This is a genomic window from Jeongeupia sp. HS-3 (assembly GCF_015140455.1).
In the GTDB taxonomy this organism is placed as follows: domain Bacteria; phylum Pseudomonadota; class Gammaproteobacteria; order Burkholderiales; family Chitinibacteraceae; genus Jeongeupia.
This window is the reverse complement of record NZ_AP024094.1, coordinates 2842291-2860939: the sequence shown is the minus strand read 5'-3', so window position 1 is coordinate 2860939 and position 18649 is coordinate 2842291. Positions and strand designations below refer to the sequence as shown.

Sequence of the window (18649 nt, the reverse complement as noted above, 5' to 3'; positions counted from 1 at the left end):
CGACTCTTGGAGAGCCTAATGAAACACATCCTCATTGCCTTATGCCTGTTCGTCGGCCTCTCGGCGCCGGCATGGGCGCGGCAGGGCTTGCTGCAAGATCCGGCCAAAATCACCATCGGCCAGACACTCGACACCGAACAGGTGCAGGCCGCGATCACCGCCGGTGCCGCCAAACGCAACTGGAGTGTGCGTGAAGCCGCGCCGGGCCGGCTCGAGGCGACGCTTGATGTTCGTGCCAAGCACATGGCCAGGGTGAGCATCGATTACGACACGCAAGCGGTGCAGATTCGCTACCTCGACAGCTTCAACCTGAACTACGAAACGGTCAGCGATGGTCGCGTTTTCATCCATCCGAACTACAACAAATGGGTAGGCAATCTTGCCGCTGACATCCAGACCCAGCTGGGCCTGGCGGTCGCGGATCAGGCCGTCACCGCCCCGCTGGCCCCGTAACAGCTTGTAAGTGGACGGAACTCGGGGCGTGTTACAAGTACGAACCGTACGAACCTTGCAGCCGATAACGAACTTCAACCCGAACCCGGTATAAACCGATGCCCAATCAAGATTTGTCTATCCTCGAACTCGTGTTGCACGCCAGCCTGGTGGTGCAACTGGTGATGGCCATCCTGGTGCTGCTGTCGCTGATGAGCTGGTGGCACATCTTCAGCAAGTACTTCACCGTTTCGAAAGCGGCCAAGGCCAGCGAAACCTTTGAAGACCGCTTCTGGAGCGGCTCGGATCTGAACGCCTTGTTCGAGCAAACCAAACGGGGCCATTCGGTCGGGATGGAGAAGATCTTCATCGCCGGCTTTGCCGAATTCCTCAAGCTGCGCCAGAAAGGCGGCATGGAGTTGTCCGACGTGATGGAGGGCACCCGCCGGGCGATGCGCGCGGCCTGCCAGCGTGAACTCGACTGGCTCGACAAGCACACCTCCTTCCTTGCCTCGGTCGGCTCGGTCTCGCCCTACATCGGTCTGTTCGGCACCGTCTGGGGCATCATGCACGCGTTTCGCGGCCTCGCGAACGTCGGTCAGGCCACGCTGGCGACCGTCGCGCCGGGCATCGCCGAGGCGCTGGTCGCCACCGCGATCGGCCTGTTCGCGGCGATTCCGGCCACCGTCGCCTACAACCGTTTCGCCCATGACGTCGACGCGCTGGCCAACCGCTTCGATACCTTCATCGAAGAATTCTCCAACATCCTGCAACGTCAGGCTGCGCGCTAAGGAGGCCGGATCATGGCCAGAACCCGAAGACCGCGTCGTTCGATGAACCAGATCAACGTCGTGCCCTACATCGACGTGATGCTGGTGCTGCTGGTGATCTTCATGGTGGCGACGCCGATGATGCAGGCGCCCGGTGTCGTCAATCTGCCCACGGTCGGCAAGGCCGATCAGGAAGCCAGCGTCGAGCCGCTGCGGGTCGAGATCGGCGCCGAGGGCGAGCTGACCCTCTCCGACGCCGGCAAGACCGCTTCCGTCGCCGACGCCAGGGCGCTGGTGGCGCTGGTGCAGGACAAGCTCGCCGCCCGCGCCGATCGCCCGGTGGTGATCGCCGGCGACAAATCGGTGCGTTATGAAACCGTGATGGCGACGATGGACGCGCTCAAGGCCGCCAACGTCGCCCGCGTCGGCCTGCTGGTGCGGCCGAAGTGAGCGATCCGCGCCAACGCCATCCCGAGGAGCGCAGCGTGCTGTCGTTCGCGCTGGCGGCCGGCGTGCACGTGCTGTTTGCGCTGTTCCTGATGATTTCGGTGCAATGGCAGACCAAGAAGCCCGAGCCGGTCGAAGTCGAACTCTGGGGTGGCCCGCCGCCGGCCCCGGCGCAACAAGCAGCTGAAACGGTCGAACCGCAGCCCAAGCTCGTACCGACGCCACCGCCGGCAACGCCGGTTCCCAAGCCCGAACCGCTGCCGGAAAAGAAGCCCGATATCGCGGTCGAGAAGGTCAAACCGACGCCGAAGCCGACACCCACACCGAAACCGACGCCGGTGCCGACACCAACCCCCGCGCCGACGCCGGTTCCCAAGCCCACGCCGGCCCCCAGGCCGACACCCGAGCCGAAGAAGGCCGAAGCCAAGCCGGAAGCCAAACCCAAGGCCAAGCCGCAGTCGGAATTCGACAAATTGCTGAGCGCCGACAACAACGCGCCGAGCCCCGGCGCCAAACCCGGCGGCAAGGGCAGCAATCCGAATGCAACGGTCAATACCGGCCCGGGCAGCGGCAGTGGCACGAGCCCGATCTCGAGCAAGGGCCTGACCGACTACCGTAGCAAGGTCGGCCAGTTGATCCACAGTTACGTCACCTATCCGGAAGACAAGAGCAACCCGAGTGCCGAGATGAAAATCAGCGTGTTGCCCGACGGCACGATCAGCAAGGTGGTCATCACGAAGTCGAGCGGCATTCCCGCCTATGACAAAGCCGTGACCGATGCCGTCACCCGTATGAACAAGATGCCACCTCTACCCGAAGGCCAATCATTCTCGAATTACCGCGAATGGCCGATCAATTTCAGCATGAAGAAATGAGGAGTCGTATGTCGACCGTCCAGACCCCAATGCAGCGCCTCACCACTTGGCTATTCCTGGCCGCCGCGCTGCTGTTCACGATGATGCACGCCCGCGCCGCCGACAATATGACCATCGAAGTGGTCGGTGCCGGTGCCAGCCAGTACCCGATCGCGATCGTGCCGTTCCAGTCCGAACAATCGCTGCCGCAGGCGCTGACGCCAGTCATCAACGGCGATCTGACCCGCTCGGGCCTGTTCAAGATGATCGGCGCCGGTGATCTGTCGCCGCTGCCATTTACGCCCGAACAACTCAATCCGGCCGTGCTGACCAGCCGTGGCGCGCAAACCGCGCTGATCGGCAGCGTGGTGCCAAACGGCGACAACTTCACGGTCAAGTTCTGGCTGGTCGATCTGTCGAACAAGAACGTGCTGATCGCGCATCAGCTCAGCGCCCGGATCGGCCAGTCGCGCCGCGTGGCGCACCAGATTGCCGATATGGTTTACCAGAAGCTCACCGGTCAGCCCGGTGCGTTCAACTCGCGCATCGCCTACGTGGTCAAGCGCGGCAAGCGCCACGAGCTGCAGGTCTCCGATGCCGACGGCTACAGCGCGCAAACGGTACTGGCGAGCAATCAGCCGATCATGTCGCCCAAATGGTCGCCCGATGGCGGCCGCCTTGCCTACGTGTCGTTCGAAGAGCAAAAACCCATCGTCTACGTGCAGGATCTGGGAAGCGGCAAGCGTTCGAAAGTCGCGGCATTCAAGGGCTCGAACTCGGCACCGGCCTGGTCGCCGGATGGTCGCCAGCTCGCGGTGGTGCTGAGCAAGGATGCCGGCAGCCAGATCTATCTGGTCAATGCCGACGGCAGCAATCCGCGCCGCCTGACCAATACCGGCGATATCAATACGGAGCCTTCGTTCACCCCGGATGGCCGCAGCATCGTGTTCACGTCGGATCGCGGCGGCAGCCCGCAGATCTACCGGATGCCGGTATCGGGTGGTGGTGGCGAGCGCCTGACCTTCCAGGGCAGCTACAACGCGTCGGGCAAGGTCAGCCCGGATGGCAAGTCGATGGCGCTGGTCACCCGCACCGGCAAGGGCTTCCAGGTTGCGGTGATGGACATGGCCAGCCGGCAGATCCAGGTACTGACCGATACCGGCTCGGACGATTCGCCGAGCTTTGCTTCCAATGGCCGGATGATTCTGTATGAAACCGGTAGCCGTGGCACCCTTGCCGCCGTTTCGATCGATGGCCGGATCAAGCAAAAACTGAAGGCGCAAAACGGCGATGTCCGTCAGCCGGCCTGGGGGCCGCTGCTGCGCTGAGTGACGACGGGAATCGGGAAAACGGCATTCTTTCCATCGCCCCACCTTCCCCTTTCCCCTATGCTGGCCGCATGTATCGCGGCGTTTGCCAAGCCAAATTCAATCCGACTGGGAGCTGAAGATGAAAAAAGTTGCACTGTCCGTCCTGATGACCGCCCTTCTGGCCGCGTGCTCGAGCGCGCCACCTGCCGATCCGAACGCCGGCAAGACCACGGCACCGGTGACCGGCAGCGAAACCAAGCCAGCGACCGTTGACCTGACCCAGGGCAGCGAGCTGAACAAGGCCAACAACCCGCTGACCGACCCGAACAATATCCTGTCGCAACGTCGCGTCTACTTCGACTTCGACTCGTTTGTCGTCAAGCCGGACTTCCAGCCGCTGCTGTCGGCTCACGCCAAGTACCTGCTGGCCAACAAGGATGCCAAGCTGATCATTCAGGGCAATACCGATGATCGCGGCACCGCCGAGTACAACCTCGCGCTGGGCCAGAAGCGTGCCGAAGCCACCAAGAAGGTGCTGCTGTCGCTGGGCGTGCCGGAATCGCAACTGGAAAGCGTCAGCTTTGGCGAAGAGAAGCCGCTGGAGCCGGGCCAGACCGAAGAAGCCTGGTCGCGCAACCGTAACAGCAACCTGGTGTACAAGGGTGAATCGGCCCAGTAAGCCTTGGTTGGGCGGCCTTGTGCCGCCTTGCAAAACCGCCTAGCCTAGCCGGCGTCGCCACGATGCCGGCTTTCTTCATTTTGAGACGCTACGAGCCCATGAAACGCCTTGTCGCCCTGATCGCCCTTGCTTTTGCCACCCAAGCCCACGCCGGCCTGTTCGACGACAACGTCGCGCGCCAGCAGGTCCAGGATCTGCAACAGGACAACGCCAAGCAGAATGTCCGGCTGAACCAGTTGGAGGCGAGCAATAAACAGATGCTCAACCTTCTCGGGCAAATCGATGCGCTGAAGCAGGAGATCGCCACCCTGCGCGGCCAGATCGAAGTGCTGCAGTTCAATCAGGATCAGGCGACCAAGCAACAGAAAGACCTGTTCACCGACCTCGACACGCGGGTGCGCAACATCGAGGAAGCCAAGCAACAGCAGAAGGCCGCGGTACAAGCGGCCGGGCAGCAATCGCTCGATGACGCGGTCAACCTGTCCAAATCGGGCAAGCACAAGGAAGCGGTGGTCGCGCTCAAACAGTTCATTACCGCCAGCCCCGCCGATCCGAACGTACCGACCGCGCAATACTGGATGGGCAACAGCTATACCGCGCTCAAGGATTACAAGAACGCGCGATTTGCCTACGCCGAAATCGTCAACAAGGCACCGGACAACGCACTCGCGCCCGACGCACTGTTCGGCCTTGCGGTATGCGCCAACGCGCAAGGCAACAAGAAGGAAGCCCGCGGCTTCCTGTTGCAGCTGATCGAGAAATACCCGCAATCGGAAAAGGCCGCGACGGCCAAGAAGGCGCTCATCAGCGTCAACTGATACCCTGTTTCACCACGGCAGCGGCCATCGCCGCTGCCGTTTCGTTTCGTTTCGTTTCCGCCGGACTTTTCCGGTTGGAAAACTCACCGCCGGATTGTGAATCCGGACTGGAATACCACCATGAAGCCTTCTCTTCGGATCACCGAAGTCTTTTACTCGCTGCAGGGCGAGACCAGTCGTCTCGGCCTGCCCACGGTGTTTGTCCGCCTCACCGGCTGTCCGCTGCGCTGTGGCTATTGCGACAGCGCCTATGCCTTTCATGGCGGCAAGACCATGGGCTTCGACGAAATCCTCGCCGATATCGCCCGCCACGGCGCCAAGACGGTGTGTGTGACCGGCGGCGAGCCGCTGGCGCAAAAACACAGCCTCGCCTTCCTCACCGCACTGTGCGACGCCGGTTACGACGTCAGCCTGGAAACCAGCGGCGCGCTGCCGATCAATGACGTCGACCCGCGCGTGTCGCGCATCCTCGACATCAAGACCCCGGGCTCGGGCGAACTGGCGAAGATGCGCTGGGAAAACCTCGACGTCGTCACCGCGAAGGACGAGATCAAATTCGTGCTGTGCGACCGTGCCGATTACGAATGGGCACGCGATCTCGTGCGCGAGCGCAAGGTCAATGACCTTGCCCCAGTGCTATTCTCGCCGGTGTGGGAAACGTTGCCGCCGGCCGATCTCGCCGCCTGGGTGCTTGAAGACCGGCTGCCGGTCCGGATGCAGGTTCAACTGCACAAAATCCTCTGGGGCGAAAAGCCCGGCGTCTGAGCAGCCGCATGCTGCACGTTGCGGATATCGCGCCGGCCCACCCTCTCCCGGGGAAAGCGGCCGACTCGGCTATCCTCAATGCACGCCCGTCCTGGCTGGAGTAAGACCATGATCCTCAAGCTCACCCTGAAGCGCTGGCTGATCCAGCTGCGCCATCTGCCGCAGCGCAGCCGCGGCACGATCGCGCTGTGGATCGGTGCCGCCATCGTCGGGGTGCTGGCGGTGATGCTGGCCAAGGCGGCCGAATGGGCATTTGCCGGATTTGAGTCCGTCACCGGTCGCTGGTTCTGGTGGCCGTTCATTTCATTGCCCCTCGGCGGCATGGCGATCGTCTGGCTGATGCGGCGCATCGGCCCGGGCGCCGAAGGCAGCGGCATCCAGCAGGCGATGGCGGCGCTGCACGTCGCCGATCAACCCGAAATCGCCGGCCGGCTCGTCAATCTCAAACTTGCCGCGACCAAGTTCGTCTGCATCGTCGCCGGCCTTGGCTCGGGTTTCGTGCTCGGCCGTGAGGGCCCGACGGTGCAGATCGGTGCGAGCATCATGTACGCCTGCCGCAAGCTGTTCCCGCTCGGCGACGCCGCTTTCCGCCGCCAGCTGATTCTCGCCGGTGGCGCCGCCGGCATCGCCGCCGCGTTCAACACCCCGCTGGCCGGTATCGTCTTCGCCTTCGAGGAGCTGGCCAGCTCGGTCGAGGAAAACACCAGCGGCAAGATCCTCGGCGCGGTCATCCTCTCCGGGGTGGTCTCAATGGCCTTTCTGGGCAGCTACACCTATTTCGGCCATATCAAGGTGCCCGGTTTCAACATCAGCATCCTGCCGCCGCTGCTGGTGATCTCGATCGTCGGCGGCCTTCTCGGCGGCGCATTTTCGTGGCTATGCGTCAACCCGTCCCGCTGGCTGCCCGAGCGCATCCAGATGGTTCGCGCCACCCGCCCCTATCTGTTCGTCGTTTGCTGCGGCCTGCTGATTGCCATCTGCGGGCTGGCGGCACCGATTTTCGGCAGCGGCGCCGAAGTCACCAGCCGCGTCGTCGCCGGTGAAGCCAGCCTGGCGTGGTACTACCTGCCGCTGAAATTCGTCGGCCTGCTCTCGACCTATCTGACCGGGCTGCCCGGCGGCATCTTCGCACCGTCGCTCTCGCTCGGCGCGGGCTTGGGCAGCTGGTTCCTGCCCATGGTCGGCCCCGAGCTGCACATCAAGCTGATCGCCATCGGCATGACCGCGGTGCTGGCGGCCGTGACCCGGGCACCGCTGACGTCGGCCTTCATCCTGATGGAGATGACCGATGGCCACGCGATGGTGATCTCGATCATGGCGACGGCGATGATCGCCTCGACCGTCGCGCGCATCTTCAAGACCAACTTCTATCACGACCTCGCCGAGCGCGCGCTCGCCGCCGTCGCGCCGCAATCCGTACTGGAGCACAAGAAACATGACTAAACCCGCCGTGATTCTGTTATCCGGTGGCCTCGATTCCGCCACCTGCCTCGCCATCGCCAAAAGCCAGGGCTTTGCGCCGTATTGCCTGTCGTTCAACTATGGTCAGCGCCACAATGCCGAGCTCAAGGCCGCCGAGCGCGTCACCAGGGCGCTCGGCGCCGTTGAACATCGCATCGTCACCATTGATCTGGCAACCTTCGGCGGCTCGGCACTCACCGACGCGAACATCGCCGTCCCCGAAGAAGCACCGCAAGAAGGCGAGATCCCGCTGACCTACGTGCCGGCGCGCAATACCATCCTGCTGTCGTATGCGCTGGCGTGGGCCGAAGTGCTCAAGAGCGATGACATCTTCATCGGCGTCAACGCGGTCGATTACTCGGGCTATCCCGATTGCCGCCCCGACTACATCGCCGCGTTTCAAGCGATGGCGCGACTGGCGACGCGCACTGGCGTCGAGGGCTCGCCACTGACGATACACACGCCGCTGATCAGCCTTACCAAAGGCCAGATCATCCAGACCGGCACCGCGCTAGGTGTTGATTACGGCCTCACCGTGACCTGCTACCAGGCCGACGACGATGGCCGCGCCTGCGGGGTCTGCGATGCCTGCCGGCTACGCCGCGAAGGCTTTGCCGCCGCCGGCGTCACCGATCCGACCCGCTACCGGCCAGTCTGATTCTGGCTACGCGGCAAAACAAAAGGGCACCCGAGGGTGCCCTTTTTACTGATCACGATCCGCTCAGGCCGCGACCGGTACCAGCGCCGAGCGCATCTTCTGCAGCGCCTTGACCTCGATCTGGCGAATCCGCTCGGCCGATACGCTGTATTCGGCGGCGAGTTCATGCAAGGTCAGCCCCTTGCCTTCGTCGGCCAGCCAGCGGGTTTCGACGATGCGGCGGCTACGCTCATCCAGCGTATCAAGTGCTTCACGCAAGCCATCCGATTGCAGCCGATCAAGCGCACGACGTTCGAGCTGTTTGGTCGGCTCGGCATCGTGGTCGGCCAGCCAGTCGATCGGCGCAAAACCGCCTTCGTCGTCATCCTGATCGGCCATCAATGCGATGTCCTGACCGGTCATGCGCGTTTCCATTTCCAGCACTTCTTCGGGCTTCACCCCGAGATCGTCGGCGATCTCCTTGGCCTGCGCGTGCGTCAGCGCCGCAAAGCTCTTTTTCATCGAGCGCAGGTTGAAGAAGAGCTTGCGCTGCGCCTTGGTCGTGGCGATGCGAACCAGCCGCCAGTTGCGCAGGATGTATTCGTGGATTTCGGCCTTGATCCAGTGCACGGCAAACGAGAACAGGCGCACGCCGCGATCGGGCTCGAAGCGCTTGACCGCCTTCATCAGGCCGATATTGCCTTCCTGGATCAGATCCGCTTGCGGCAGGCCGTAACCGGCGTAACCGCGGGCGATCGACACCACGACGCGCAGATGACTCATCACCAGGCGGCCGGCAGCCTCAAGATCGCTTTCCTGCTGCAGACGCGTGGCGAGTTCGACCTCTTCCTCGACGGTCAGCATCGGAATCGCGTTCACACGATGGATGTAACTTTCAATGCTATCGCCAGCGGTAATCACCGGCAGGGCAAGGCTGTTCCCCATTCGTTCACTCCTGTCTTGCAGACGTTGCCACTCAACGACCATGATATTAGCACTCGTATCGTTTGAGTGCTAAGGGCGCTTCGGGTTCCGTAGATTCAAGCACGAGACATGCCGATGCGCACGGCAATTATGCCAATCGGCGCCATTGCCTCTCACTATGACAGACGCTTGAAATCAACGATAGCGCCGCAGATGCCGCCATACGGCAACCCATGCCCCCAGCAGGCACAGCAGCATCGTGGTTACGCAGACGACGGCAAATTCAATCGGCCCCGGCATGGCCAGCAGGAAAGGCTGGCCATAGGCGGCGGCGAGTTCGCCGACCGCCGGGTTCAGCCACGCGATCGCGCCGGCGGCGATGCCGCAACCGGCAAGGCCACCGAGTACGCCCTGGATGGCCGCGCTGTAATGAAACGGCCGGCGGATGAAGCTGTCGGTCGCACCGATCAGCTTGGCAACCTCGATTTCCTCGCGCCGGGTCAGGATCTGCATGCGGATGGCGTTGCCGGTGACCAGCACCAGCGCCACCGCCAGCAACAGCACCACGACTTCGAGCGCATGGCGACCGAGCGCAATCAGCTTCTCCAGCCTTGATGCCCACGCCGAATCGAGCTGCACCGAATCGACGCCCGGCTCGGTCAGCAGGGTTTGTTCCAGCGCGCTCAACTGCGCCGCCGGCACATCGCGCTTGGCGGTCAGCACGAAGGCATCGGGCAGCGGATTGTCGGACAGGCCGGCGAGCAGATCGCCGCTGCCGATCGCCGCTTCCATGGCCTTGAGCGCATCGGCCTTGGGCACGAAGCGCGTCTGCGCCAGCCGTTCATCCTTGGCGAGCTGCGCGCGCAAGGCGCCGACGTCGGCCTCGGGCTTGAGAAAGACCGTCAGCTGTGGCTCGACCGGCATGTTCGCGGTAACACCGGCCACGCTGGAGAGCAGCAGATACAGGCCGAGTGGCAGGCTGGCAACGAGGCCGATCACCGCCAGATGCAGCAAGGTGGCCAAGGGCTGGCGCAGCAGCGCGCCGAGGGTGCGGGACAAGGCGAGGCCGTGCAGGCGGAACCAGTGTTTCATCTCTTTTCCCTTAAGCCGTGAACTGGCCGTTTTTCAGCCGCAGGATGCGCCGGCCGTAATCGGCCATCAGCGTTTCGTCATGCGCCGAGATCATCAAGGTCACGCCGACCTGATGAAAGGATTTGAACAGCTCGAGGATGTCGTGGGCGTAATCGCGATCCAGATTCGCGGTCGGCTCGTCGGCCAGCAGAATCGAAGGCCGGTGCACCACGGCACGGGCGATGCACAGCCGTTGCTGCTCGCCGCCCGATAGCGCGATCGGGTTGAGTTTTTCCTTGCCCGACAGCCCGACCTTGTCGAGCGCCGCCAGCACGCGGCGTTTCACCTCGCGGCCATCGAAGCCGATGATGTCGAGCGGCAGTTTGACGTTCTCGTACACCGAGCGATCGAAGAGGATCTTGTGATCCTGAAAAATCAGCCCGAAATGCCGCCGCACATACGGCAGGCTGCCGCGCGACGCCCGCGCGAGGTTCTGACCATTGACGAGCACCGTGCCGGCGGTCGGTTTCTCGATACCGGCGATGAGCTTGAGCAGCGTCGACTTGCCGGCGCCGGAATGGCCGGCGAGGAAAACCAGCTCGCCCGGCTGGATTTCCAGGCTGAGGCCCTTGAGCGCCTCGAGGCCGCCGGGATAGCGTTTGGTCACTTGCTGAAACTGGATCATCGGTCTGCCTGGGTAGGGGTCACGGTACGATTTGAACGGTTTATCGGCGATCGCGGCAAGCGGCGAGGTGTTTCGACGTTTGCGCCACCGACCAGCTCAGACGGCGCAGCCGCCACGCGATCCGGCCGCCGTCGGCGCCATCAAGATCAAAACCCAGCCGCGTCAGCACCCGCGCGGCGGCGCCATCATCATGCGCACAATGCGCCAGCAGCACGCGCGGCGAGTGCATGGCAAACAAGGGGTCGATGAACGCCCGGCCGGCTTCGAAACCGAAACCATGGCCGCGCGCCGCCGGCGACAGATAAAGGCCAAAGCACGCTTCATCACGCTCGAAGCGCGCATCGACGCAGCCTATCAGCGCGCGATCGCTACGGCGGCAAATCGCCAGCCCGGTCGCCTCACCAAACAGCGCGCCGCGGCGCAGCTCGCGGATATGCCCGACCGCGTCGGCCGACGGAAACGCCACCCCGGCCTGCGCGTCGTCGTCATGGAACGGGCGCAGGATCAGGCGGGCGGTCAACAGCGTCGGCAGCGGCATGCGGTGTCTGGAACCTCAGTCGAACAATGCGTCGACGTAATCACGCGCCACAAACGGGCGCAAATCGTCGATGCTTTCGCCGACGCCGATAAAGCGCAGCGGAATGCTGCGTTCGCGCGCAATCGCCGCGATCACGCCGCCCTTGGCGGTGCCGTCGAGCTTGGTCAGCACCAGACCGGTCAGGTCGAGCGCATCGTCGAAAGCCTTGACCTGCGAGACCGCGTTCTGGCCGGTGTTGGCGTCGAGCACCAGCATGATTTCATGCGGGCCGGTCGGATCGGCCTTCTGCACCACGCGCTTCACCTTGCGGATTTCTTCCATCAGATGCAGCTGCGTCGGCAAACGGCCGGCGGTATCGACGATCACCACGTCGACGCCGCGTGCCTTCGCAGCGTTGACCGCGTCAAACGCCACCGCGGCGGCATCGCCACTGTCCTGCGCGATCACCTGCACGCCATTGCGCTCGCCCCAGACCACCAGTTGCTCGCGCGCCGCAGCGCGGAAGGTATCACCAGCGGCGAGCAACACCGACTTGCCTTGCAACTGAAAATACTTGGCCAGCTTGCCGATGCTGGTGGTCTTGCCCGCGCCGTTGACGCCGGCAACCATCAGGATGAAGGGCTTGTGGCCGCTGATGTCGAGCGGCACTTCGAGCGGGCCGATCAGCGCGTTCAGGCTGTCTTTCAACGCACCCTTCAGCTCCAGCGTATCCTTCAGGCCCTTGAGCGAGACGCGCTCGCGCACGTCGTCGAGCAGATGGGTGGTCGCGTTGACGCCCATATCGGCGGTCAGCAGCACCGTTTCCAGCTCTTCGTACAATTCCTCGTCGATCTTGCCGCCGCCGAACAGGCCGGCAAGGTTCTTGCTGAGCTTGTCGCGCGTCTTGGCCAGACCGGCCTTGAGCCGCTCGGTCCACGAGAGCTTGGGTTTGTCTTGCGGTTGCGCCACGACGATGGTTGCAGCGGTTGCGGCGACGGGTTCGGGAACCACGACCGGTGCGATCTCAAGCACCGGTGCGGCGGCCTCGGCGACGGGCTCCGGCTCACTCGGCGTTGGCGCGACCGGCGCGACAGGGGTTTCGGGCTGCGGCACGCTGGCCTGCGCGGGTGCGATCGGCTCGGCGGCGGCCGGCTCGATTGCGGCGTCGAGCTGCTCGGGTGCAGCCTCGGCCGGCTTTTTCTTGCGGAAGAAACTGAACATGAGTTTTGAAATTGGCCCTGATTGGCGGAAAATGCTTGATTTGCCGCGATTTTAACGCTTCGGACCCATGGCAGCACAGCAGAAAAACCAGCTTCGCATCATTGGCGGCGATTGCCGCCGCCGCATCGTGCATTTTCCCGACGGCGACGGCCTGCGCCCGACGCCCGACCGCGTGCGCGAAACCCTGTTCAACTGGCTCGGCCAGGAGCTCACCGGCAAGCGCTGCCTCGACCTGTTCGCCGGCAGCGGCGCGCTCGGTCTGGAAGCCGCCAGCCGCAACGCCACGCGCGTGGTGATGGTCGAAAAATCCAAACCGGCGTACACCGCGCTGGTGAGCAACCGCGACATCCTCAAGCTGAACCGGGTTGAGCTGGTACACGCCGACGCGATGGCCTGGCTGGTGCGCAGCGGTGATGAATTCGACATCGCCTTTGTCGACCCGCCCTATGCCAGCGATTTGCTGTTACCGGCACTGAATGCACTGGTGCCGCGCCTCGCGCCCGGTGCCCGTGTCTACGTCGAGGCCGCAGACTGGTCCAAGCTGGGGCCCGAGCTGCCCGGCTGGGAAGTTCTGAAGGAAGGCCGCGCCGGCAGCGTGCATTACCGGCTGCTCTCGCTGGCGTGACGATTCACGCGGCATTGTCGCTGGCCGGCGAAAGTGGGACAATCGCGCCAAAGCCATTGTTTTCTAATCGAATTTTTTGAAATACCAGGAAGAACCGCACCATGTCGTTGATCATTACCGACGAATGCATCAATTGCGACGTCTGTGAGCCGGAATGCCCGAACAGCGCAATTTCGCAGGGCGAAGAAATCTATGAAATCGATCCCAACCTCTGCACCGAGTGCGTCGGCCATTACGACGAACCGCAGTGCCAGCAGGTCTGTCCGGTCGATTGCATTCCGCTCGACCCGGACCACAAGGAAACCAAGGAAGAGCTGATGCAAAAGTACGTGATCATCACGGCCAAGGCCTGATCCATCTGCATCCGAACAAAGCCGCGCATTGCGCGGTTTTTTTTTCGCGCTAACAACGTGCAGTCGTACGAATGGCACACTTTTGCTGACGATCGGTTTACGGACAAGGCTGACGCTGACTATGATCGGCCTCCTTTTCTGACCCCTCCTCACTCATGTCGGCACCGCTGCCTCTTCGCACATTCAATCTGCGCGCCGAAATCGATCAAACCCTCGCCGTTGCCGTCACGCTGATGTATTCGCACTCGCTCGAGGCGGCGGCCTTGGCCGGCCAAGCGCAGCAACGCGCCAGCGCCTTGCATTACCGCGAGGGCGAGGCGCGCGCCTGGTTGATCCGTGCCCGCGCCGCCCACGCGCTGCCGCACCGTGACGATGCCTACACCGCCAGTCTCGCCGCCACCGCGCTGGCCGACTCGCTCGGCGACACGCTGCTGTGGAGCGAGGCCACGCATATCGCCGCCGAATCCCAATACGGCGCCGGCCACTATCAGCAAGCCGAGCCGCACTGGCTGGCATTGCTGGCCCGCGGTCTCGCCGACGGGCCGCCGCTGGCGCGACTGCTCGGCTATCTGGGCATGGCCAAGTTGTATTTCATGCTCGACGCACCGGTGCAGACCGCGGCGATGTTCGCGCGTGCGCGGCGCGAATTGCCGCAGATCGAACGCCTCGATTACCGCTTCGGGCTGCATATCAATATCGCCGCCTACCACTACCGCGGTGGCGACGATGCCGCCGCCGTGGCCGAACTCGCCGAAGCCGAGGCCTTGCTGTCGCGACTGGGGTTTTGCGAGTTCGAGGCCGAGCTCTACTACTACCGTGGCTATCTGCTCAAGCGCCAGGGCAAGCCGGCCGAGGCGCGGCAGCAGTTCGAGCGCTCGCTCTCGCTCAACGGCAGCGCCAACAATCACTGGGGCAAGGTCGTCAATCTGATCGCGCTGGGCGAAACCTGTCTGGCACTGGCCGAGCCGCACGCGGCCGACCACTATCTGCGCCGCGCGCTCGAAGGCGCCAAATGGATACCGTCGCCGTATCTGCAGGCGCAGTGCCACAGCGTACTGGCGCAGGCCAGTGCGGCCGTCGGCGACACCCAGGCCGAGTTCGCCCACTGGCAGCGGCACTTCGCCATTCTGGAAACGCTGCAACACCGCGACAGCGCCGCCGACCGCGTTGAGGCCATCGCCCAACTCAGCGCGAAAATCGCCGCCCTCGAAGCCGCCGTCTAGGCCGCAGCCCTGGCCGCCTCGATCGCACGGATTCGCGCCGCGCGCACCGCCAGCGGAATCTTCGCCTTGTCCTCGCACGCCTGAGCAATCTCGCCGGCGTTGACGGCGCTGGCGGCGGCGAGCTGCAGACGCAGCCAGGCCGGCTGCGGATAGTCGCAAGCCTCGAAGTTCAGCCGGCCACGGGCGTCGGCCAGACAGGCGTCGAGGAATTCGTCGAAGCGCGCCGGCTTGCGAAACGCGTCGCAGCGCGTGAACAGCTCCAGCGTGGTATCGGCGCGCAGCTCGCGGGCCCGATGCACATGGGTGTGATCGCGACAGACCATCACCGCCAGATCGCGGCACTCGGCCGGCACGCGCAGCCGCTCGCACAGCGCCTCAACAATCTTCACGCCGCGCCCTTCGTGGCCGTGATGACTCGGCAGCACATCGTTTGGCGTCAGCGGCTTGCCCAGATCGTGGCACAACGCGGCAAAGCGCACCGTCAACGGCCAGTGCTGCGCTGCCGCGTAATCGAGCACCATCATCACATGCACGCCGGTATCGACTTCCGGGTGGTAATCGGCGCGTTGCGGCACGCCCCAGAGCGCGTCCAGTTCCGGCGCCACCCTTGCCAGCGCGCCCGCTTCGCGCAGCACCGTGAACATCCGGCTCGGCGTATCGGTCATCAAGCCCTTGGCCAGTTCCTGCCACACGCGCTCGGCAACCAGATGATCGGCCTCGCCGGCGTCGACCATTTGCCGCATCAGGTCCATCGTTTCGGGTGCGACATCGAAGCCGAAGCGCGCGGCAAAGCGGGCGAGGCGGAGGATGCGCACCGGGTCTTCGACAAAGGCCGGCGACACATGCCGCAGCAGCCGCGCCGCCAGATCGGCCTGGCCGTTGAACGGATCGATCACCGTGCCGTGCTCGTCCTCGGCCATCGCGTTGACGGTCAGATCGCGGCGGGCGAGGTCTTCTTCCAGCGTCACGCCCGGATCGGCGAACACCGTAAAGCCCTTGTAGCCGTGGCCGGATTTGCGCTCGGTGCGCGCGAGCGCGTATTCCTCCTGCGTTTTCGGGTGCAGGAATACCGGAAAATCCTTGCCGACGGCACGGTAGCCCAGTGCCTCCATCTCGCCGGCCGTTGTACCGACCACCACCCAATCGGTGTCCTTGACCGGGAGATTCAACAGCCGATCGCGCACCGCACCGCCCACTTTGTAGATCTGCATAGCGTCCGGGATTATTTGCTTATCAGCCTTGGATTGTAACGACTGTGCGTGCTGCGGCTACAATCTTTGGGTTACTCCATCCGACAGGGACACCGCCATGAAGATCGCCAACGACGTGACCGCACTGATCGGCAATACGCCGCTCGTCAAACTCAACCGTGTCACCGCCGGCTGCGGCGCGACCATCGTCGCCAAGCTCGAATACATGAACCCGAGCCATTCGGTGAAAGACCGGATCGCCGTGAGCATGATCGATGCGGCCGAAGCCGCCGGCCTGATCAATGCCGACACCACGATTGTCGAGCCGACCTCGGGCAATACCGGCATCGGTCTGGCGATGGTGTGTGCGGCGCGCGGCTACAAGCTCACGCTGACGATGCCCGAAACGATGTCGAAGGAGCGCCGCGCGCTGTTGCGCGGCTACGGTGCCGAGCTGGTGCTGACCCCGGGCCCCGACGGCATGGGCGGCGCGATCGCCAAGGCCAAGGCCATCGTCGAGGCCAATGCCAACCACTTCATGCCGCAGCAGTTCGAGAACCCGGCCAATCCGGAAATCCACCGCAAGACCACGGCCGAGGAGCTGTGGAACGATACCGACGGGCAGATCGACATCCTGATCGCCGGGGTCGGCACCGGCGGCACGATCACCGGCGTGTCCGAAGTGCTCAAGGCGCGCAAGCCGTCGTTCCAGGCGATCGCGATCGAGCCCGACGCCAGCCCGGTGCTGTCGGGCGGCGCCAAAGGCCCGCACCCGATCCAGGGCATCGGCGCCGGTTTCATCCCGGCGGTGCTGAACACGCATTCGTACGATGAGGTGATCCGCGTCAGCAATGACGACGCCTTTGCCACCGCAAGGGCGATGGCGAGGCAGGAAGGCATCCTCTGCGGCATCTCGGCCGGCGCCGCGACCTGGGCGGCGATCGAGGTCGCCAAGCGGCCGGAGAACGCCGGCAAGCTGATTGCGGTGATCATTCCGTCGTTCGGCGAACGTTATCTGTCGACCAAGCTGTTTGAAGGCCTGACCGACTAGCAAGCCATGCCGTCAGGCGGCTGAAACAGGTTCTGCTACCCGATACCGCCCGGCACCGCCGGGTGGGCTTGCTCTCAAGGTTTGGCACTTACAACCGATACTGGATGTAAATCCACCTCCAGCAGGAATCCTGTTTTGGCCGCCGTTTCACCACTCGGTTACGAGCATCCCGTCTTGCGTACCGATCCCGTCGACCGGATACTGGCACACGAATACCGTGCCCTGCCCGAGCCGCCGCGCCATCGCACAGGTGGCTGGAACGGCATCGAACGCCGTTCTGGCGAAGACCGCCGCGATGGTGATGACCGGCGCTTGAGCGCGCAGCAGGCGCTGCTCGACACCCGCGGCTCGCAAGACAGGCGCCGCGATGGCCGGCGCGCCACCGACAGCGCGCAGGCCCGCTCGATCTCGCTGAAGGTTTAGCGTCCCCCGGCCATCAACGCAATACGTCGACCACCGCCCACAGCGGCGCCAATACCGACGCACCAAACTGGCGGCTCCGTTCGCCATTCCAGCCCACATCGGGCACCGGCCGATCGGCGGTGTCCTTGAACGGCATCTCGATCGTGAACGCCAGGCAGCCGAAGGTCTCGCCGACCCATTTGGTCGCGATCGTCAGCGTATCCGGGCCGAACTTGCCGTTTTCGTAACCGTGCGTGGTCTGGAAATCCGGGTTGGCGATCAGCCATGCCTGATTGAACGCGGCTTGCAAATCGCGCTGTTTGGCCGAGAAAGACGGGATGTCATCACAACCGGAAACGAAGTTGTGCGGGATCGATTCGTCGCCGTGGACGTCGAGGAAGGCATCGACGCCGACCTCATTCATTAATTGCCGTACCCACAGCACTTCGGGGCTGCGCGCCAGCGTCGGCGTCGCCCATTCGCGGTTCAGGTTCGCCCCCAGCGCATTGGTGCGCAAATTGCCGCGCACGCTGCCATCGGGATTCATGTTCGGCACGACGTAGAACACCGCTTTTTCCAGCAAGGCGCGACCGAGCGCGTTCTGGCTGTCGAGCAGTGCTTCCAGAAAGCCTTCGGCGAACCATTCGGCCATGCTTTCGCCGGGATGCTGGCGCGCGATCAGCCAGATCTTCTTCTTGCCCGGGGTATCGACGCCGATTTTCAGCGCATCGAAATCGTGGCCATCCGGAGTCACGCCGAGCGGCAGCAACTCGACCCACGGCGATGCTTCGAGCGCGCCGCCGAGCAACTGCTGGTGGCGCTCCCACGAATACGGCTCGAAGTAGGCGTACCAGACCGCGTCATGGCGCGGCGTGTGTGAAATCGTCAGCGCCCTGCCGTCGAACGTCGTCGGTACGCGGAACCAGTTTTCTCTATCGTAGGAGGCGACCGCCCGATAATCGGGCCAACCATCCGGATACGCCGAGTCGGCGGCGTTTTCGATCGCCAGCGTGCAGTCGCTATCCTTGGCGTTTGATACCCGGAAATGGAACCACTGCCTGAACGGTGATGCGTTGTCGGGCCGCAGCGCCAGACGGATGTTCGCCGGATCGGTCGCGTCGATGACATCGATCGAACCGGAATCGAAATGGCTGCTAATGCGGATCATGCGGGACTCCTTGGCAAAACCACCTTAGTAGAAGAGCAGCGAACAA

General features: G+C 63.7%; 22 protein-coding genes. 15 read left to right on the top strand and 7 right to left on the bottom strand.

What is annotated here, in order from left to right; genetic code table 11:
• The first annotated feature begins 18 nt into the window (after positions 1–18).
• The 10 genes from JLC71_RS13730 to queC all read left to right on the top strand — a co-directional run bounded on the left by JLC71_RS13730 (position 19) and on the right by queC (position 8194).
• Positions 19–453 (top strand): hypothetical protein, encoded by a 435-nt coding sequence (locus tag JLC71_RS13730; RefSeq protein ID WP_200916009.1) that lies wholly within the window; start codon positions 19–21, stop codon positions 451–453.
• A gap of 98 nt (positions 454–551) precedes the next feature.
• Entirely contained in the window at positions 552–1223 is a 672-nt protein-coding gene (gene tolQ, locus JLC71_RS13725) for a protein TolQ (protein WP_200916008.1), read from the top strand.
• A 12-nt stretch (positions 1224–1235) separates the two neighbouring features.
• Positions 1236–1652, top strand: coding sequence for a protein TolR (gene tolR / locus JLC71_RS13720; protein ID WP_236250902.1), 417 nt, complete (start codon positions 1236–1238; stop codon positions 1650–1652).
• A complete protein-coding gene (locus JLC71_RS16660) occupies positions 1649–2524 on the top strand; it encodes an energy transducer TonB (protein ID WP_200916007.1) in 876 nt (291 codons plus the stop codon). Before tolR ends, JLC71_RS16660 begins: the two co-directional genes overlap by 4 nt.
• Positions 2525–2532: 8 nt before the next feature.
• Positions 2533–3831, top strand: a complete 1299-nt coding sequence (gene tolB / locus JLC71_RS13710; protein ID WP_236250901.1) for a Tol-Pal system beta propeller repeat protein TolB — start codon at positions 2533–2535, stop codon at positions 3829–3831.
• A 121-nt stretch (positions 3832–3952) separates the two neighbouring features.
• On the top strand, positions 3953–4492 hold the full coding sequence (gene pal / locus JLC71_RS13705; RefSeq protein ID WP_200916006.1) for a peptidoglycan-associated lipoprotein Pal: 540 nt from the start codon (positions 3953–3955) through the stop codon (positions 4490–4492).
• A gap of 98 nt (positions 4493–4590) precedes the next feature.
• Entirely contained in the window at positions 4591–5310 is a 720-nt protein-coding gene (gene ybgF / locus JLC71_RS13700) for a tol-pal system protein YbgF (protein ID WP_200916005.1), read from the top strand.
• Between the two features lie 120 nt (positions 5311–5430).
• On the top strand, positions 5431–6075 hold the full coding sequence (queE, locus tag JLC71_RS13695; protein WP_200916004.1) for a 7-carboxy-7-deazaguanine synthase QueE: 645 nt from the start codon (positions 5431–5433) through the stop codon (positions 6073–6075).
• 108 nt (positions 6076–6183) lie between these two features.
• Entirely contained in the window at positions 6184–7518 is a 1335-nt protein-coding gene (locus JLC71_RS13690; RefSeq protein WP_200916003.1) for a chloride channel protein, read from the top strand.
• Complete coding sequence (gene queC / locus JLC71_RS13685) at positions 7511–8194, top strand: 7-cyano-7-deazaguanine synthase QueC (protein ID WP_200916002.1); 684 nt, start codon at positions 7511–7513, stop codon at positions 8192–8194. Before JLC71_RS13690 ends, queC begins: the two co-directional genes overlap by 8 nt.
• A 63-nt stretch (positions 8195–8257) precedes the next feature.
• Here the strand turns inward: queC and rpoH are convergent, their stop codons facing one another.
• The 5 genes from rpoH to ftsY all read right to left on the bottom strand — a co-directional run bounded on the left by rpoH (position 8258) and on the right by ftsY (position 12591).
• Positions 8258–9118 carry an RNA polymerase sigma factor RpoH gene (rpoH, locus tag JLC71_RS13680; RefSeq protein WP_200916001.1) on the bottom strand — a complete coding sequence of 287 codons (861 nt, stop codon included), beginning with the start codon at positions 9116–9118 and terminating at the stop codon, positions 8258–8260.
• 174 nt (positions 9119–9292) lie between these two features.
• Complete coding sequence (gene ftsX / locus JLC71_RS13675) at positions 9293–10189, bottom strand: permease-like cell division protein FtsX (protein ID WP_200916000.1); 897 nt, start codon at positions 10187–10189, stop codon at positions 9293–9295.
• Between the two features lie 10 nt (positions 10190–10199).
• Positions 10200–10853 carry a cell division ATP-binding protein FtsE gene (gene ftsE, locus JLC71_RS13670; protein WP_200915999.1) on the bottom strand — a complete coding sequence of 218 codons (654 nt, stop codon included), beginning with the start codon at positions 10851–10853 and terminating at the stop codon, positions 10200–10202.
• A 40-nt stretch (positions 10854–10893) separates the two neighbouring features.
• A complete protein-coding gene (locus tag JLC71_RS13665; RefSeq protein WP_200915998.1) occupies positions 10894–11391 on the bottom strand; it encodes a GNAT family N-acetyltransferase in 498 nt (165 codons plus the stop codon).
• 15 nt (positions 11392–11406) lie between these two features.
• Positions 11407–12591: a signal recognition particle-docking protein FtsY gene (gene ftsY, locus JLC71_RS13660; protein WP_200915997.1), complete on the bottom strand. Its 1185-nt coding sequence runs from the start codon at positions 12589–12591 to the stop codon at positions 11407–11409.
• Positions 12592–12658: 67 nt separating this feature from the next.
• Here ftsY and rsmD point away from each other — a divergent pair, with 67 nt between their 5' ends.
• The 3 genes from rsmD (at position 12659) to JLC71_RS13645 (ending at position 14792) form a co-directional block, all read left to right on the top strand.
• Positions 12659–13216 carry a 16S rRNA (guanine(966)-N(2))-methyltransferase RsmD gene (gene rsmD / locus JLC71_RS13655; protein ID WP_200915996.1) on the top strand — a complete coding sequence of 186 codons (558 nt, stop codon included), beginning with the start codon at positions 12659–12661 and terminating at the stop codon, positions 13214–13216.
• Positions 13217–13317: 101 nt separating this feature from the next.
• The gene (locus JLC71_RS13650; RefSeq protein WP_200915995.1) at positions 13318–13569 is read left to right on the top strand and encodes a YfhL family 4Fe-4S dicluster ferredoxin; all 252 of its coding nucleotides are present in this window, start codon (positions 13318–13320) and stop codon (positions 13567–13569) included.
• A 155-nt stretch (positions 13570–13724) separates the two neighbouring features.
• Positions 13725–14792, top strand: a complete 1068-nt coding sequence (locus JLC71_RS13645; protein WP_200915994.1) for a tetratricopeptide repeat protein — start codon at positions 13725–13727, stop codon at positions 14790–14792.
• Here JLC71_RS13645 and JLC71_RS13640 read toward each other — a convergent pair.
• A complete protein-coding gene (locus tag JLC71_RS13640; RefSeq protein WP_200915993.1) occupies positions 14789–16003 on the bottom strand; it encodes a multifunctional CCA addition/repair protein in 1215 nt (404 codons plus the stop codon). The two genes, JLC71_RS13645 and JLC71_RS13640, sit on opposite strands and share 4 nt — an antisense overlap.
• A gap of 97 nt (positions 16004–16100) precedes the next feature.
• Between JLC71_RS13640 and cysK the strand changes: the two genes are divergently transcribed.
• Positions 16101–17033 carry a cysteine synthase A gene (gene cysK / locus JLC71_RS13635; RefSeq protein WP_200915992.1) on the top strand — a complete coding sequence of 311 codons (933 nt, stop codon included), beginning with the start codon at positions 16101–16103 and terminating at the stop codon, positions 17031–17033.
• Between the two features lie 174 nt (positions 17034–17207).
• Entirely contained in the window at positions 17208–17456 is a 249-nt protein-coding gene (locus JLC71_RS13630) for a hypothetical protein (protein WP_200915991.1), read from the top strand.
• A gap of 13 nt (positions 17457–17469) precedes the next feature.
• Here JLC71_RS13630 and JLC71_RS13625 read toward each other — a convergent pair whose 3' ends face one another.
• The gene (locus JLC71_RS13625; protein ID WP_200915990.1) at positions 17470–18603 is read right to left on the bottom strand and encodes a M14 family metallopeptidase; all 1134 of its coding nucleotides are present in this window, start codon (positions 18601–18603) and stop codon (positions 17470–17472) included.
• Positions 18604–18649: the final 46 nt, after the last annotated feature.